The organism is Solicola gregarius (assembly GCF_025790165.1).
Taxonomy (GTDB): Bacteria; Actinomycetota; Actinomycetes; order Propionibacteriales; family Nocardioidaceae; genus Solicola; species Solicola gregarius.
Window position 1 is genome coordinate 1,562,969 of record NZ_CP094970.1, and the last position, 14,746, is coordinate 1,577,714.

General features: G+C 67.6%; 12 protein-coding genes. 1 reads left to right on the forward strand and 11 read right to left on the reverse strand.

Going from position 1 to position 14,746, the window contains the following annotated elements; all coding sequences use genetic code 11:
- Positions 1 to 4: 4 nt before the first annotated feature.
- Complete coding sequence (locus tag L0C25_RS07835) at positions 5 to 1,546, reverse strand: glycosyltransferase family 39 protein (protein WP_271635906.1); 1,542 nt, start codon at positions 1,544 to 1,546, stop codon at positions 5 to 7.
- 102 nt (positions 1,547 to 1,648) lie between these two features.
- Positions 1,649 to 2,503: an ICP22 family protein gene (locus L0C25_RS07840; RefSeq protein WP_271635907.1), complete on the reverse strand. Its 855-nt coding sequence runs from the start codon at positions 2,501 to 2,503 to the stop codon at positions 1,649 to 1,651.
- An 82-nt stretch (positions 2,504 to 2,585) separates the two neighbouring features.
- Between L0C25_RS07840 and L0C25_RS07845 the strand changes: the two genes are divergently transcribed.
- Positions 2,586 to 3,488 (forward strand): HhH-GPD family protein, encoded by a 903-nt coding sequence (locus L0C25_RS07845; RefSeq protein ID WP_271635908.1) that lies wholly within the window; start codon positions 2,586 to 2,588, stop codon positions 3,486 to 3,488.
- Positions 3,489 to 3,498: 10 nt separating this feature from the next.
- Here the strand turns inward: L0C25_RS07845 and L0C25_RS07850 are convergent, their stop codons facing one another.
- The 9 genes from L0C25_RS07850 to L0C25_RS07890 all read right to left on the reverse strand — a co-directional run bounded on the left by L0C25_RS07850 (position 3,499) and on the right by L0C25_RS07890 (position 14,745).
- Positions 3,499 to 4,704, reverse strand: a complete 1,206-nt coding sequence (locus L0C25_RS07850; protein WP_271635909.1) for a hypothetical protein — start codon at positions 4,702 to 4,704, stop codon at positions 3,499 to 3,501.
- A gap of 98 nt (positions 4,705 to 4,802) precedes the next feature.
- Complete coding sequence (locus L0C25_RS07855; RefSeq protein ID WP_271635910.1) at positions 4,803 to 5,783, reverse strand: sulfotransferase family protein; 981 nt, start codon at positions 5,781 to 5,783, stop codon at positions 4,803 to 4,805.
- 100 nt (positions 5,784 to 5,883) lie between these two features.
- Entirely contained in the window at positions 5,884 to 6,942 is a 1,059-nt protein-coding gene (locus L0C25_RS07860) for a sulfotransferase family protein (protein ID WP_271635911.1), read from the reverse strand.
- 40 nt (positions 6,943 to 6,982) lie between these two features.
- Positions 6,983 to 7,957 (reverse strand): sulfotransferase family 2 domain-containing protein, encoded by a 975-nt coding sequence (locus L0C25_RS07865; protein ID WP_271635912.1) that lies wholly within the window; start codon positions 7,955 to 7,957, stop codon positions 6,983 to 6,985.
- A gap of 81 nt (positions 7,958 to 8,038) precedes the next feature.
- A complete protein-coding gene (locus tag L0C25_RS07870; RefSeq protein WP_271635913.1) occupies positions 8,039 to 10,537 on the reverse strand; it encodes an ATP-dependent Clp protease ATP-binding subunit in 2,499 nt (832 codons plus the stop codon).
- 224 nt (positions 10,538 to 10,761) lie between these two features.
- A complete protein-coding gene (locus L0C25_RS07875; RefSeq protein WP_271635914.1) occupies positions 10,762 to 11,088 on the reverse strand; it encodes a histone-like nucleoid-structuring protein Lsr2 in 327 nt (108 codons plus the stop codon).
- A 119-nt stretch (positions 11,089 to 11,207) separates the two neighbouring features.
- Entirely contained in the window at positions 11,208 to 12,719 is a 1,512-nt protein-coding gene (lysS, locus tag L0C25_RS07880) for a lysine--tRNA ligase (RefSeq protein ID WP_271635915.1), read from the reverse strand.
- A gap of 103 nt (positions 12,720 to 12,822) precedes the next feature.
- On the reverse strand, positions 12,823 to 13,794 hold the full coding sequence (locus tag L0C25_RS07885) for a Fic family protein (RefSeq protein WP_271635916.1): 972 nt from the start codon (positions 13,792 to 13,794) through the stop codon (positions 12,823 to 12,825).
- 168 nt (positions 13,795 to 13,962) lie between these two features.
- Positions 13,963 to 14,745, reverse strand: coding sequence for a type III pantothenate kinase (locus L0C25_RS07890; RefSeq protein ID WP_271635917.1), 783 nt, complete (start codon positions 14,743 to 14,745; stop codon positions 13,963 to 13,965).
- Position 14,746 lies beyond the last annotated feature (1 nt).

The following is a 14,746-nucleotide window of genomic DNA, read 5'->3' on the forward strand; positions in this document are numbered from 1 at the left end:
CGGGCTATCGTCGGTGCCGTTTGCCGCCCGCGCGCCTGACCAACGTGACGACCCGGTGCCCCACCGAGCGATCGACGTACCAGACCCAACCGGGTGCGGAGCCGACACGCACGTAGTCTCGCTCGACGGTGTCGGCGAGCCACTGCGGTATGTACCCACTGACGGTGATCAGGGTGGGCGGATCTTGCTCGACGTCCTCGGCGAGCCCCTCGAGTCCGCCGGGCCACGTGTCTTCGATGTACTCGAGCAGATCCGGTTTGAAGATCTGGTAGGGGATCGCGTTCGTCTTACCGGACAGTACGAGCGCCTGCGGCGAGTTGATCGACAGGATGGTCGCGTCGTCGGGTAGATGTCGCAGCTTGGCCCGCACGGCCGCCCGCTGGTCAACGAGCATATGATGCCGATCGCTGACCGCGTACGACGTCGCCATCACCAGGGCGAGGAGCACCCAGGCGAGTGCGGCCGCACGCAACCAGCGAAGCGAGAGCACCTCGGTGACCGCGTCCGCGATCACCCCGACGCCGAACGCCGCGGTCGGCAACAGCAGCATCGCGTCGGGCCAGGAGTCGTACTCCCGCACCGTCCAGACCAGAGCGACGGCGGTCGCCGCGCCGAGCGCCGCCAACGGGACGGCGTTCGGATGGCCGCGGCGGTACCGTCGGCTGAACGCGAACGCCGTCACGGTGAGGATCGCGACGATGCCGACCAGCAGGACCCAGACCGATGCTCGGTAGCCGGCTGCCAGATCGTCCCAGTTGGCCGCGACGTTGGCGGTGAACGGGTCCGACGACGTGTACTCGAGGTTGACCAGGAAGAACGCCTCGACGAAGTCCCCGGCGGCGCCGACCACCAAGAAGTAGAGGACGAAGACCGCGAGGGTCGCAACTCCGCCCACGACCGTACGTACGATCGCCGCGAGGCGCTGCCCAGGGCCTGCGGCAATCGCAAGGACGAGGATCGCAGCCGCGCCGGCAGGAAGGGCGATCTGCAGAGCGAGCGTCGCGAGAGCCAGCATCGCTCCGGCCCAGATCCACCGGTGCCGATGCGCGGCCCAGAACGCGAGCAGCAGGAACAGGATCATCGGCGTCTTCTCGCGCGGGCCGTTGGAGGCGTTCTCGATGATGCCCGCGAAACTGAGGAACGCCGCGGCCGTGGACAACGCCGCGAGCGGCGATCCGAACAGGTCACGTGCGAACAGGTAGATGACGCACACGCACGCGACACTGATCAACATGAAGAGCACGCGGATCGCGTTGAGCTCGTCGACTCCGAACAGGCGCGCGCCGCCGACACCGATGCCCGGGATGATGTGGGCGAGTGGCCCCGCACGATTGAAGACGCCCTCGTACGGCGGCACCCCGTCGGCGAACTGCTGGCCGGCGTAGCTGTACAGCCCGCGATCTCGGCTGAGACCTCCGTCGATGCCATGCAGCGAATAGACCAGCAGCGAGATGCCACCCACGACGATGACCAACGGGTCGATACGTGACGGTGCCTCGCGCAGCGCGTCGACGACGCGATGCCATGACCATGCGCGGTTCTGCACGTGCCCCTCCGGACTCGGTGGGACCTGGATGGTCAACATAGCAACCGGTGGCCGTCGAGGCCGGCATTTGCGTCCGGTCCCGGCAGCAGGGATCGGCGTGTGTCACTCGGCGGCGTTGTCGGCCTGGTTCGGTGGATCCGACTCGTCACGTCCGGGCTTCTCGTCGTTCTTGTCGGACTCGTCGTTCTTGTCGGACTCGTCGTTCTTGTCGGACTCGTCGTTCTTGTCGGACTCGTCGTTCTTGTCCGACTCGTCGTTCTTGTCCGACTCGTCCTCGCGTTCCGGCTCGGCCAGGCTGATGTCCGCCTTCGAGGGTTCGCCGCCGAGCAGCGCCGCCTGGATCTCGTAGTCGCCCGGTGCCGCGAAGTCGGCGCTTTCGCCGCAGGTACGCCCGCTCGCGCGACCCGACCATGCCGCATCGACATAGGTGAGCCACCCGGGTTCCAGCCGTACGCGGCTCGAACCGAAGAGATCGTCGCAGCGGGTCGACTCCCATACGACGTCGGATCCGTCGGAGATCGAGACGAGCGGCTCGTGATCCTCGATCGACAGCATGCACGGCGCGTCGGCAGTGGTCGTGAACGCGAGCCGCACACGTACCGCGCCGCCCGCTGCGGAGTCCGCCGCAACCGACGGCGTGACCGTCACCGACGCCGGGTCGCACGCGGCCCCGCCGCCCAGCGTCACGGCGACGTTGCGCTCGCCCGCGACCGCATCGTCGGACCCGTGGTGCCGCTTCTTCCGCTTCTTCGGCTTGTCGGCCGCGTCGTCGTCCGGCTCTGCGGTGGGCTGGGTGTCGCCCGCCCCGGCCGCCGGCGGGTCATCGTCGCCGCCACCCCCACCGAGCACCTTGACCAGGCCCGCTGCGACCAGGAGCACGACGGCGAGAAGGATCAGCCTGCGTCGCCAGTAGACGCTCGGCGGCGCTCCCCCGGTCGGCCGTACGATCCCGCTCATAGCGCCCCACCGTAACCAGCCGCGCCGTCGCGATCGGCCTGCCACACCGGGCGGCCACCCGCCGTGTCAGGATCGACTCTCGATGGAACCTCCGACCTTGCCGACCGACGCCGACGTGGCGGCGCTGCACGCCGCGTGCCTCGACTGGTACGGCCAGAACGCACGTGACCTGCCGTGGCGGCGCACGTACGCGACGCCGTGGCACGTGATGGTCTCCGAGTTCATGCTGCAGCAGACGCCGGTCGTGCGGGTACTTCCGATGTACGAGGCGTGGGTCGAGCGGTGGCCCCGACCGGCCGACCTGGCCGCCGAGCCGGTGGGCGAGGCGATCCGGGCGTGGGGACGGCTCGGCTACCCCCGGCGCGCCATGCGGCTGCACGAATGCGCACGCGCGATCGTCGAGCGGCACGGCGGCGAGGTACCCGAGGACCGCGATCAGCTGCGGGCCCTCCCGGGTGTCGGCGAGTACACATCCGCCGCGATCGCGGCGTTCGCGTACGGCCGCCGGCACGCGGTGCTCGACACGAACGTACGACGCGTACTGTCGCGGGCCATCACGGGCAACGAGCACCCGCCCCGCACCCTCACCCGACCCGAGCGTGTGCTGGCCGAACGGCTGCTGCCCGCATCGCCACCGGTTGCCGCACGTTGGAGCGTGGCCGTGATGGAGCTCGGCGCCCTCCGCTGCTCGGCGACTGCGCCGGACTGCGACCGGTGCCCGCTGCGTACACACTGTGCCTGGCGTCGTACTGGCTACCCCGCCCATGACGGTCCGCCGCGGCGCGCCCAGGCGTACGCCGGCACCGACCGTCAATGCCGCGGCCGCCTCCTCGGCGTCCTCCGAGACTCCGACGGGCCGGTCGCCGGGAGTGAGCTACGGCGCGCATGGGACGACCATGCCCAGCGCGAGCGCGCACTCGACTCCCTCGTCGCCGACGGCCTGGTCGAACCGCTGGACGGCGACGGGTTCCGGCTACCTCGCTGAGCGTGCCGCCTCACTTTCGCCGGACCCGGCGGACCACCCGAGAACGAACCTCCGCGAGCAGCTCGCGCGAGGTCGTACCCGCGACCGTCCTGGGACCGTGCGCGTCGCTGGCTCGCTCTGCCTTCACCGCCCGCTTCGCCGCGGCGCTCTCGCTGCTCGCCAGACGTCTCTCGCCCGCGTCGATCGCCGCCGCGATCGCCTCGGCGGCGGTGTCGGTGCTGATCCGCACCTCGGGCAGATCCTCCGCTTCGCGCGCCGAGGGCGTTGCACACAGGGTTTCGGGATCCCCGATGACCCGCACACCCAAGGAACGAACGATATCGGCCCGCTCCTGGTTCAGCTCTGCGGAGCGCTCGGCCGCCCATGCCGGCAGCTCGATGCGGCTGTCATCGGGATCTCGAGGCCGGCGCATCATCGTCTCCGTGACGCCGAACCTCATCACCTGCCGGAATAGGTCAGCGTCCCAGCCGGCCTTCTTGCCGAGCGCATGCAGTCGGCGCACCATCTCGATCTCGTTGAGGCTCATCGATCGGTTGGCACGGTCTTCGGGGAGCCGAAGGTACCCGGCGGGTAGATCGAGGAAGCGCTCGAACAGCCGCGGCAGCAGCAGGTGATCCGACTCGTCGGCGATGATCAGCGTGACCTTGTCGGCCCCGGCGGCACTGACCCATCGATCCATCACGTCGGCAAGGTCGTGGTGCCGCCAGAACCCGCGCCAGTGGCCGTTCTCCGGATTCGGCTCGCCCAGCGCGATCCGCAGCCATTCGTCGTACGGAACCGTCAGCCCGGCCTGGACCCGTTGCTGCCAATGCGAGCTCAGCAACTTGTCGACCCGGCGAACCGTGTGCACGACGTGGATCCGTTCGCCGCCGAGCCCGTCGACGATCGTCTGCACGGCGTCGGCATAACCGTCCGCGAACGACTCATTGCTCACCACGACCCGCTGGTCACCCGCGGCGGCAACCTCGTCGACGAGCGCCTGCCAGTCGGCCATCGTCGGCTGCTCCCGCCGCCCACGAGGTACGCCCGCACCGATCACGGCCCAACCAGCCGCGCGTGGCCGATATCCCTTGCCCGGAAAGACGATCCCGTGCTCGCGCAGATCGGCGCGCCGCTTGAACAATGCGAGCTGGATCGCGGTCGTGCCGGTCTTCGGCGGGCCGATGTGAACCAGGCGGGTGCCCTCGGGAACGGCAAGGTCGTCGGAATCGGTCATCGGGCCCTCTCGAATCGGTGCGTACGTCGCGACAGCATACGAGACGCGTACGTATCCGGAGCAGGTTATGTGCAGGCCGCTGTCGCGACGGAGTCACGTCAGGCAGACGGCTCGTCCGACTTCGCCGCGCGCTCGGTACGTCGGCGGGTGTCGACTCGCATCCGCCACACGTCGTGCCGGCTCAACGCCTGTGCGTCGGCATGCAGCGTGGCGTAGTCGGCGGCGACCTGATCGACCGCGTCGATCGCCTGAGGGGAGTCCGCGCCTTCGGTTGCCAGCCGGGACAACGCCTGCCAGGCACGCTCCCCGACGTCGCGAAGGGAGTCCGGGATGTCGACGTCGTCCCAGTCGACCCTGATCCGGCGCAGGCTCGGGTCGATGAACTCGTCGACCGGGTGTGGGTCGACGTCGGGCGCGGGGTCGTAGTCGAGGTCGAGTGCGGCACCCACGCGAGTGATCGTCTGCCTCCAGTCGGCCACCAGGTCGGTGTAGGGCACGAACGCCCGCGCCGAGCCACGGCTCGCCCGCTCGGCACCGAGTGCGCCGTTGATCCAACCGCCGATCCGGGCGATGTTGTTCGCACGCTGCTCGGAAACGGGTTGATCCTCGCCGTAATACGTCTGCCGGCTGGTCGACACCTCGGCCGGATGCCGGAGCATCGTCACGAAGCCTGGCGCGATGCCGAACTCGCCGGCGGTCTCGACCCACAGACGTGGGAACCAACTGGAGCGGGGATCCTTGATGACCAGCTGCGAGCCCTGGTTCTCGAGCACGTCGCCCAGCCACCCCCGCAGCTTCGCTCGTACTCCGGGCTTCGCAGCCGTCCGCTCCGCGCGTGCACGGGCGTCCGGGGACAGATCGAGGTTCCGTACGGCTGCGCGCACCAGCAGCCGGTTGTGGAAGTCGACGACCCAGCGCGGCTCGTAGAACCCGGCCGGATTCGTTGCGTTCGGCTTGACCACCGGTTCGGGTACGTGCAGGCCCAGCCGGGCCAAGGTGCCCGCGAACGAACTCGTACCGCTTCGCCCCGGACCCGCCACGATGACGATTCGGCCGGTCCGGGTGGAGTCTGCTGCCACGGTGCTTCCTCGCTCGCCGTTGGGTGAATTCGGGCATCTGTCCGGGCGCGCTCGCGCGCCCTGCGAAACGGCACGATGGCGCGGCCGTCTCGGGCGGGGCTCAGCCCGGTTGCGATCCTGCGTCGACGAGATCCGAGGCCTCGGAGGGCGAGCCGTCCGCAGGCGCCGGTTGCTCGTGCCGACGCTCGACGAACTCTATCGCGGCGCGCGTCGAGTCGAGCGTGATGGCGCGCGCGTCGGCGTACAGCGCGTCGTACTCGGTGCGCAGCTCATCGAGCTGAGCGCGTGCCTTCGCGGCCTCGGTGCGTGGCTCGACGAGATACTGCATCGCCTGCCACACCCGCTCGGCCATCTCGCTCAGGTACGAAGGTACGTCGAGCTCGTCCCAGCGCACCGCAACGCGCTTCAGACTCGGATCGATGAACTCGTCGACCGGATGCGGCCGCCGGTCGATCGGGTCTCCGGTGTACGGCAGCTTCAACCGGGTCTGCACGGCCGCCATTGTCGATCGCCAGTCGGTCAGCAGGTCGTCGTAGCGTACGAACACCCGGCGGCTGCCGCGCGTGCGCCGCTCGTTGAGCAGGCTCACGTTGATCCAGCCCGCAAGGTTGGCGATCTGCCGGTTACGTACGCGCTCGGGGTTGTCGGAGACGCTCCAGTGCACGGTGCGGCTACCGACCGCCTCCGCGGGATGACGAAGCATCGTCAGGAACGAGACCTCGATCTGCAGCGAGGCGGCCGCTCGTGCCCAGAACGGGATGAACCAGACCGTGCGCGGATCCTTGACCAACAGCCGCGGATGACTCTCGATCGCGCCGGCGAGAAAGCCGGCCAGCTGCTCGCGGGTCTTCGCGTTGACCGACCTACGCGTGCGGGCGAGGGTCAGGGGGTCGCCGTCCATCGTGTGCGCCCGCGCACGATCGAGCATGCTGTTGTGGAACTCGATGACCCACTTCGACTCGAAGAAGCCGCGCGGGTTCGCATCGTCGGGCGGTCGGACCGGGCCCGGAACGTGCATCCCGAGTGCCTCGAGCGTGCCGGCGATCGTACTCGTGCCACTGCGGCCGGTACCGGTCACCAGCACCATCCGAATGGGCTCGCTCGCCGCCGACCCTGCATGCTCGGACACGTCGTCCGTCTCCTCCACTTCGAAGGTCACCTCCGCACTACCTCGACACCCCCGAAGCCCACCGACAGTATCAGCGATCCGGGCTATCTGTGCCCGACCGGGTCGCCGCTTCGCGCGCGAGGGCAGCCTTCTCGCGCGCAAGGCGGGTGGCCGTGTCGCTGAGATCTCGGATCCGCCGGTGGGCCTCGCGACGGAACGCCAGGTCGACGAAGGCGGCTTCGGACCATTCGCCGTCGAGTAGCGACGGCCCGTCCTCCCACGCCTCACCGAAGCGGTCGAAGTCCTCACGGTAGATGACGTCTTCGATCGCCTCCGCGACACCGCCGGCGAGGACGTCCTTGGTGAGCTTCAGCGGGGTGTCGTTGTCCTTGCGCAGGGACGGCAGGGCGTTGTGTCCGACCTCAACCAGATGGGCCGCGAGATCACGCTCGAAGGTCGGGATCTCGCCGATGTCGTATACGTGTGTGTACGACAGTCCGCGGGTGTACACGAGGTCGCTCTGCGGGCGGAAATGACCGTCCTTGCCGATCCGCCGCATTCGTCGGCGTTCGGCCGCGAACGCCTCGACGAAGCGCTGGAAGTCCTCGATCACATCCGACGGGTCGTGCGGGATTCGTGGGTACCAGGGCTGCTCGACGACTCGGCCGAGGAAGTTGGGGTTGCCGGCGAGCAGCTTCGACTGCCACGCCGACCAGAGACGGGCGCGCGGGTCGCGGACGAGCGTGAAGACGAGCCAACCGTTGTCCGCGGACAGCTGTGAGAGGTCCGAATGGTCCGCGAGGTGGGAGACACCGACCCAACCCTTGCGGTCGTGGATGGTTTGGGCACGCGTGGGGCGGCGGCCGGTCGAGGCGAAGAGGCGTTCGCGATCCTGGCCGGTCAGGTCGGCGATCAGCCACTTCACCGTCGAGCACGCGGCCTTGAGGTTTGTGACGTACGCGATCCGGAGCTCGGGCACGACGTAAGTCGCTGCCGTCGCGACGTGCCGCGGCCGCCTGCCGCCGCCGTTGAGCGCATTGGCCGACGAGGTGAGCGATGCCGACATGAGGAGGATTCTCGCACAGGCAACGAGGCGCGTACGAACGTGATCTGCCGTTCGTACGCGCCTCGTTGCGCTTGCGGACTACTACTCCGTTGCGGCGGACTCCACCGGAGGTGCATCGGGCAGCTCCGCCTTCGCAGTGCCCTCGAAGGTGAACGTCGCGTCGGGGCCTTCGCCCTCGACGTCCACGAGCACTATCTGCCCCGGGCGCACCTCGCCGTACAGCAGCTTCTCGGCCAGGATGTCCTCGATCTCGCGCTGGACCGTACGCCGTAGCGGCCGAGCACCGAGCACGGGATCGAAGCCCCGCTTCGCGAGCAGCTCCTTGGCGGGCTGGGTGAGCTCGAGGCTCATGTCCTTGTCCTTGAGCCGCTCCTCGACGCTGGTCAGCATCATGTCGACCATCGAGACGATCTCGTCCTGCGTCAGCGGCGGGAAGACGACGATCTCATCGACACGGTTCAGGAACTCGGGACGGAAGTGCTGCTTGAGCTCCTCGGTGACCTTGCCCTTCATGTGGTCGTACGACGCCGCCGCGTCGTTGGCCTGGCTGAAGCCGAGGTTGACGCCCTTCGCGATGTCGCGCGTGCCGAGGTTGGTGGTCATGATGATGACGGTGTTCTTGAAGTCGACCACCCGGCCCTGCGAGTCGGTCAGGCGACCTTCCTCGAGGATCTGCAACAGCGAGTTGAAGATGTCCGGGTGCGCCTTCTCGACCTCGTCGAACAACACCACCGAGAACGGCTTGCGGCGCACCTTCTCGGTGAGCTGTCCGCCCTCTTCGTACCCGACGTAGCCGGGAGGCGAGCCGAACAGCCGCGACACGGTGTGCTTCTCCGAGAACTCGCTCATGTCGAGCTGGAGCAGCGCGTCGTCCTCGCCGAACAGGAAGTTCGCGAGCGCCTTGGACAGCCAGGTCTTGCCGACGCCCGACGGCCCGGCGAAGATGAACGACCCGCCGGGACGGCGGGGGTCCTTCAGGCCCGCCCGCGTACGCCGGATCGCCCGGGACAGCGCCTTGATCGCGTCGTCTTGGCCGATGACCCGCTTGTGCAGCTCGTCTTCCATATTGAGCAGCCGCGTGGACTCCTCCTCGCTGAGCTTCACGATCGGGATACCGGTCGCGATCGCGAGCACCTCGGCGATCAGCTCCTCGTCGACCTCGGCGACGACGTCCATGTCGCCGGCCTTCCACTGCTTCTCGCGGTCGTTCTTGGCCCCGATCAGCTGCTTCTCCTCGTCGCGCATGGCGGCGGCGGCCTCGAAGTCCTGCGCGTCGATCGCGCCCTCCTTGCGGCGGCGTACCTCGGCGATCTTCTCGTCGAACTCGCGAAGATCCGGCGGAGCGGTCATCCGACGGATGCGCAGCCGGGAGCCCGCCTCGTCGACCAGATCGATCGCCTTGTCGGGCAGGAACCGGTCGGAGATGTAGCGATCCGCGAGGGTTGCCGCCGAAACGAGCGCCTCATCGGTGATCGTCACCCGGTGGTGGGCCTCGTAGCGGTCCCGGAGGCCCTTGAGCATCTCGATCGTGTGCGCGATCGTCGGCTCGGCCACCTGGATGGGCTGGAACCGCCGCTCGAGGGCGGCGTCCTTCTCGAAGTGCTTGCGGTACTCGTCGAGCGTCGTCGCGCCGATGGTCTGCAGCTCACCGCGGGCGAGCATCGGCTTGAGGATGCTGGCCGCGTCGATCGCGCCCTCGGCGGCACCGGCACCGACGAGGGTGTGGATCTCGTCGATGAACAACACGATGTCGCCGCGGGTCTTGATCTCCTTGAGCACCTTCTTCAGGCGCTCCTCGAAGTCACCGCGGTACCGCGACCCGGCGACGAGCGCACCGAGGTCGAGGGTGTAGATCTGCTTGTCGCGCAGCGTCTCCGGTACGTCGCCGCGGACGATGTCTTGGGCCAGGCCCTCGACGACGGTCGTCTTACCGACTCCCGGCTCGCCGATCAGGACGGGGTTGTTCTTGGTGCGCCGCGACAGCACCTGCATGACCCGCTCGATCTCCTTCTCCCGGCTGATCACCGGGTCGAGCTTGCCCTCGCGGGCGGCCTGGGTGAGGTTGCGGCCGAACTGGTCGAGCACGAGCGAGCTGCTCGGCGCACCCTCGCTGGGAGCGCCGGACGTTGCCTGCTCCTTGCCCTGGTAACCGCTGAGCAGCTGGATGACCTGCTGACGTACGCGGTTCAGGTCGGCGCCGAGCTTGACGAGCACCTGGGCTGCGACGCCCTCGCCCTCGCGGATCAGGCCGAGCAGGATGTGCTCCGTGCCGATGTAGCTGTGACCGAGCTGCAGCGCCTCTCGCAGGCTCAGCTCGAGCACCTTCTTGGCGCGCGGGGTGAACGGAATGTGACCGCTCGGGGCCTGCTGGCCCTGGCCGATGATCTCCTCGACCTGCGCGCGTACCGCCTCCAGCGAGATGCCGAGGCTCTCGAGGGACTTCGCGGCGACTCCTTCGCCCTCGTGGATGAGCCCAAGGAGGATGTGCTCAGTCCCGATGTAGTTGTGGCTGAGCATGCGCGCTTCTTCTTGTGCAAGCACAACGACGCGGCGTGCCCTGTCGGTGAACCTCTCGAACATCACATCTCCTCGTGCTCGACCCTGTCGGGTCAGCGTCTGCCCGTTGCCTTTCGGGCCCGTCTCCATGCTAGACGTGAACCGCAACCCGGACAGAGGGAGTCCACTCCCGGCACACGCCTACACCGTGAACAACGCGAGACCGCGCCAAAGGTGTTCCGCTGGACAGTTCGCCGGCAGCGAACGGGCCGCCCCGATCGGAGCGGCCCGGCACACCTCGGAGCGGGTCAGTGCGCGGCGGCGTACGCCTCGCGGATCTCGGCCGACACCCGACCGCGGTCGGAGACCTCCCAGCCGTTGTCCTTGGCCCACTCGCGGATCGTCGCCGCATCGCTGGCGGAACCCCCGGACGCGCCCTTGCGCCCGATGCGTCGCCGGCCACCGACCCGGCGTGACTCGCCGACGTACTTCGCGAGCGCGTCGCGGAGCTTTCCCGCGTTCTTCGTCGACAGGTCGATCTCGTAGTCGACGCCGTCGAGGCCGAACCGGACCGTTTCGTCCGCCTCGCCACCGTCGATGTCGTCGACGAGGAGAATCTGCACCTTCTGCGCCATGGTCGACCCTTTCTGCAAATGTACGAGGAATTGCGTCGCACTCGAAATAGTGCCGACGATTCAGCAGACTACCAGCCCCTGAACAATACCAACATCCGCAAAATACGGAAATCAACTACCTAGAGTGGTCGCATCAGCGGGAACAAGATCGCCTCCCGAATACTGGTACCCATCAACAGCATGATGAGCCGGTCGACGCCCATCCCCAAACCGCCCATGGGCGGCATTCCGAACTCCATCGCGCGCAGAAACTCCTCGTCGAGATCCATTGCCTCGGGATCTCCGGCGGCGGCCAGCAACGACTGTTCGGTCAAACGCGCACGCTGGATGACCGGATCGTTCAGCTCGCTGTACGCGTTGACCAGCTCGACGCCGTTGATGACGAGATCGAAGCACTCGACCAGACCGGGCTCACTGCGATGCGGCTTCGCGAGCGGTCGTACGCTCTCCGGAAAGTCGCAGACGTACGTCGGCTGGATCAGCGTGTGCTCGACCAGCTTCTCGTACAGCTCCAGGACGATGTCTCCGGCGGCCCAGTCGTCCTGAAGAGCGACCTCGTGCTTGTCGGCGACCTCGCGCAGCGTCTGCAAGTCGGTCCGCGGTGTGACCTCCTGCTCCACCGCCTCCTGCACGAGCTCGAAGATCGGGGCGCGGCGCCACTGCCCCTCGAGATCGATCTCCGTGCCGTCGCGGGCGGGTACGACCGTACGCCCGAGCGCCGAGGCACTGTTGACGATGAGCGTCTTCGACAGGTCCATCATGTCGTTGTAGTCGCCGTAGGCCTGGTACGCCTCGAGCATCGCGAACTCGGGACTGTGGGTCGAGTCGGAGCCTTCGTTACGGAACGTCTTACCGATCTCGTAGACCCGCTCGACACCACCGGCGACGGCGCGTTTGAGGTCGAGCTCGAGCGCGATTCGGAGCAGCATGTCCTGGTCGAACGCGTGCATATGGGTCGCGAACGGACGTGCCGCCGCGCCACCATTGGTGACCTGCAGCACCGGAGTCTCCACCTCGACGAAATCGCGCTCGTCGAGGGTGTGGCGTAGCGTACGAAGTACGGCGGCTTTCGCCCGAACCATCTCTCGCGGCTCGGCGCGTACGATCATGTCGACATATCGCTGACGGACGCGCATCTCGTCGCTCAACGGCTTGTGTTCGACGGGGAGAGGGCGCAGCGTCTTGGCCGCTATCTGCCACGACTTTGCACGCACGGAGAGTTCTCCGCGACGACTCGTGACAACCTCACCCTGAACCGCGAGATGATCGCCGATATCGACGAATGCCTTGAAGTCGTCGAGCGACTCCGCGCCGATCTCGTCGAGGGAAAGCATCGCCTGAACCTCGGCACCATCACCGGCGCGCAGTCGCACAAAGCAGAGCTTTCCGGTATTCCGCAGGAAGATCACTCGACCGGCGATCGCGACGTTCTCGCCGGTATGGGCGTCGGCCCCGAGCGTCTCCGGATCATGTTTCGCGACGATCTCACCGATGGCGCTGTCGTACGGGACGTTCAGCGGGTACGGCGCGATGCCGCGATCGATCAGCGCCTGCCGCTTCTCCCGCCGCACCCGTAGCTGCTCGGGCAGGTCGTCTGCCGGGTGCTCGGTGCCTTCGGTGGGTTCTGTCATGGTCAGCAAGCGTACTGATCGGCGTTGCGCCGCCGACCCATCGGGCCCATCAGCTCGTCGGGTAGCGAAGGTTTGCCGTTCGAGTCACCATCGCCGATTGGCGTCATGCCCGTCGTTCGCCCTTGTGCAGCTTGTAGTCCTGGACTGCCCGACGTGAGCTGCGCCAAGTCCCGTCGGATCCCTGAACCGCGTCGAGTCGCCCACGCTGGGCAGCCTGACGAAGGGCGACCAGGGTGAAGTCGCTATCGACGAGGGCAGCCAGCGGGACCAGTCGGGCGGGACCTGCAAGGCTCGGCACGATGAACCTGTTGAGGTTGTCGTACATCGCCCGAGCGAGGATCTCGCCGAGGGGGCCGTAGTCGCCCTCGTCCGCCCGCCGCATTGCGGCCAGGTATTGCGGCCGCTGTCCCTTCAGGACGATCACGGGCGGGTATCCAAGACGAACGAGCACCAAGTTGAGCAACAGGCGGCCGGTGCGACCGTTGCCGTCGATGAACGGATGTACTTTCTCGAAGGCGTTGTGGAGATCGGCAAGCTGCTCGGGCCAAGGCGTGTCACCAACCCGATCGCGGAGCCTCCCGGCGCGAGCATTGACCGAGGTCACCCAGTTCTCCGTCAGTGCAGGCACCAGCGGCCAGTCGGGAGGCTGCATGCCAGCAGCAAAGGGGTGTATGTCGTGCTCGCGGAACGCGCCTGGCCCTTCGCGTTCCGTCGCCTCCGGGTGCGGCGCGACTTCCCATACCGGGGCCATCGCGCGCGCATGCACCTGGCGAACCTCGTACAAGTTCACCAGCTCGCCGTTGTGCCAGTCGCCAGGTTCGATGGCCTGGCCGTAGACCCAACGGGCTGCTGCGCCGTAGCCCTGCACCTCCATGTAGTCCTTGAGCGGCTTCGCCCCGACGGCACGCCCCTTCTCGAGCAGCAACTCGACCTCGCGCAATACCAGGGTGTTCCCTTCGAGCGCGGTCGAGTGGTGTGCTTCAAGGTGCCATATGTCGGACCAGACAAATTCGGCTTCCTTCGGCGCGGGCAACCCGCCGAGCCGTTCGTTCAGCTCCGCGATGGCGGCCTCCAACCGCGAGTACACCGTGGCCCGGGAGGGACGACCCCTAGCCATGCCGCTCCTCCTTGTTGATCAGGCAGATGCCTATCGAATGGATCTTATCAACTTCGAAGTTGACAAGCCATCTGCGAGGCGAAACGATCTGATCAACACCGGGTACCCGCCGACGTCGGCAGGACCTCAGCGGGTGTTCTTCTCGTGTACGAAGCGCAGCCCGATGAGGGTGAGCCAGGGCTCGTGCGCGGTCACGGTCTCGCACTCCTCGAGCACCGTCTCGGCGAGGCCGCCGGTCGCGATGACCGAGACGTCGTCGGTCTGTGCGCCGAGGGCGTCGATCATCCGGTCGACGATGCGGTCGACCTGGCCGGCGAATCCGTACAACAGGCCGGACTGCAGTGCCTCAACGGTGTTTCTGGCGATCACCGAGCGGGGCCGCTGCAGCTCGACCGTACGGAGCTGGGCGCCTCGACGCCCCAATGCGTCGAGGGAGATCTCGATTCCGGGCGAGATCGCCCCACCGACGTACTGGTTCTCGGCGTTGACGACGTCGAACGTGGTCGCCGTGCCGAAGTCGACCACGATGCAGGGACCGCCGTACAGCCGCGACGCGGCGAGGGCGTTCGCGATGCGGTCGGCACCGACCTCGCGCGGGTTGTCGACCTGCAACGCCAGCCCGGTACGCGTGCCGGGCTCGATCATCGACGTCGCGGCGTCGGCCAGATGGCGGTGCAGCAGGTCGCGGATCTCGTGAACGACGGCAGGGACGGTGCAACACACGCTCACCCCGTCGATATGCGTACGGGGGTCGAGTTGGCGGGCGCGGAGGAGACTGCCGAGCAGTACGTCCCACTCGTCGGCCGTTCGATGCTCGTCGGTGGAGACCCGCCAATGCGCAACAAGCTCCTCGCCGTCGAGCACGCCGACGACGGTGTGGCTGTTGCCCACATCGATACAGAGCAGCATG

Bases quoted from the DNA above. Each gene is read 5' to 3' on its own strand.
- L0C25_RS07890 (WP_271635917.1), bottom strand. From the start codon at position 14,745: ATGCTGCTCTGTATCGATGTGGGCAACAGCCACACCGTCGTCGGCGTG.
- L0C25_RS07875 (WP_271635914.1), bottom strand. From the start codon at position 11,088: ATGGCGCAGAAGGTGCAGATTCTCCTCGTCGACGACATCGACGGTGGC.
- lysS (WP_271635915.1), bottom strand. From the start codon at position 12,719: ATGACAGAACCCACCGAAGGCACCGAGCACCCGGCAGACGACCTGCCC.
- L0C25_RS07850 (WP_271635909.1), bottom strand. From the start codon at position 4,704: ATGACCGATTCCGACGACCTTGCCGTTCCCGAGGGCACCCGCCTGGTT.
- L0C25_RS07845 (WP_271635908.1), top strand. From the start codon at position 2,586: ATGGAACCTCCGACCTTGCCGACCGACGCCGACGTGGCGGCGCTGCAC.
- L0C25_RS07840 (WP_271635907.1), bottom strand. From the start codon at position 2,503: ATGAGCGGGATCGTACGGCCGACCGGGGGAGCGCCGCCGAGCGTCTAC.
- L0C25_RS07870 (WP_271635913.1), bottom strand. From the start codon at position 10,537: ATGTTCGAGAGGTTCACCGACAGGGCACGCCGCGTCGTTGTGCTTGCA.
- L0C25_RS07865 (WP_271635912.1), bottom strand. From the start codon at position 7,957: ATGTCGGCATCGCTCACCTCGTCGGCCAATGCGCTCAACGGCGGCGGC.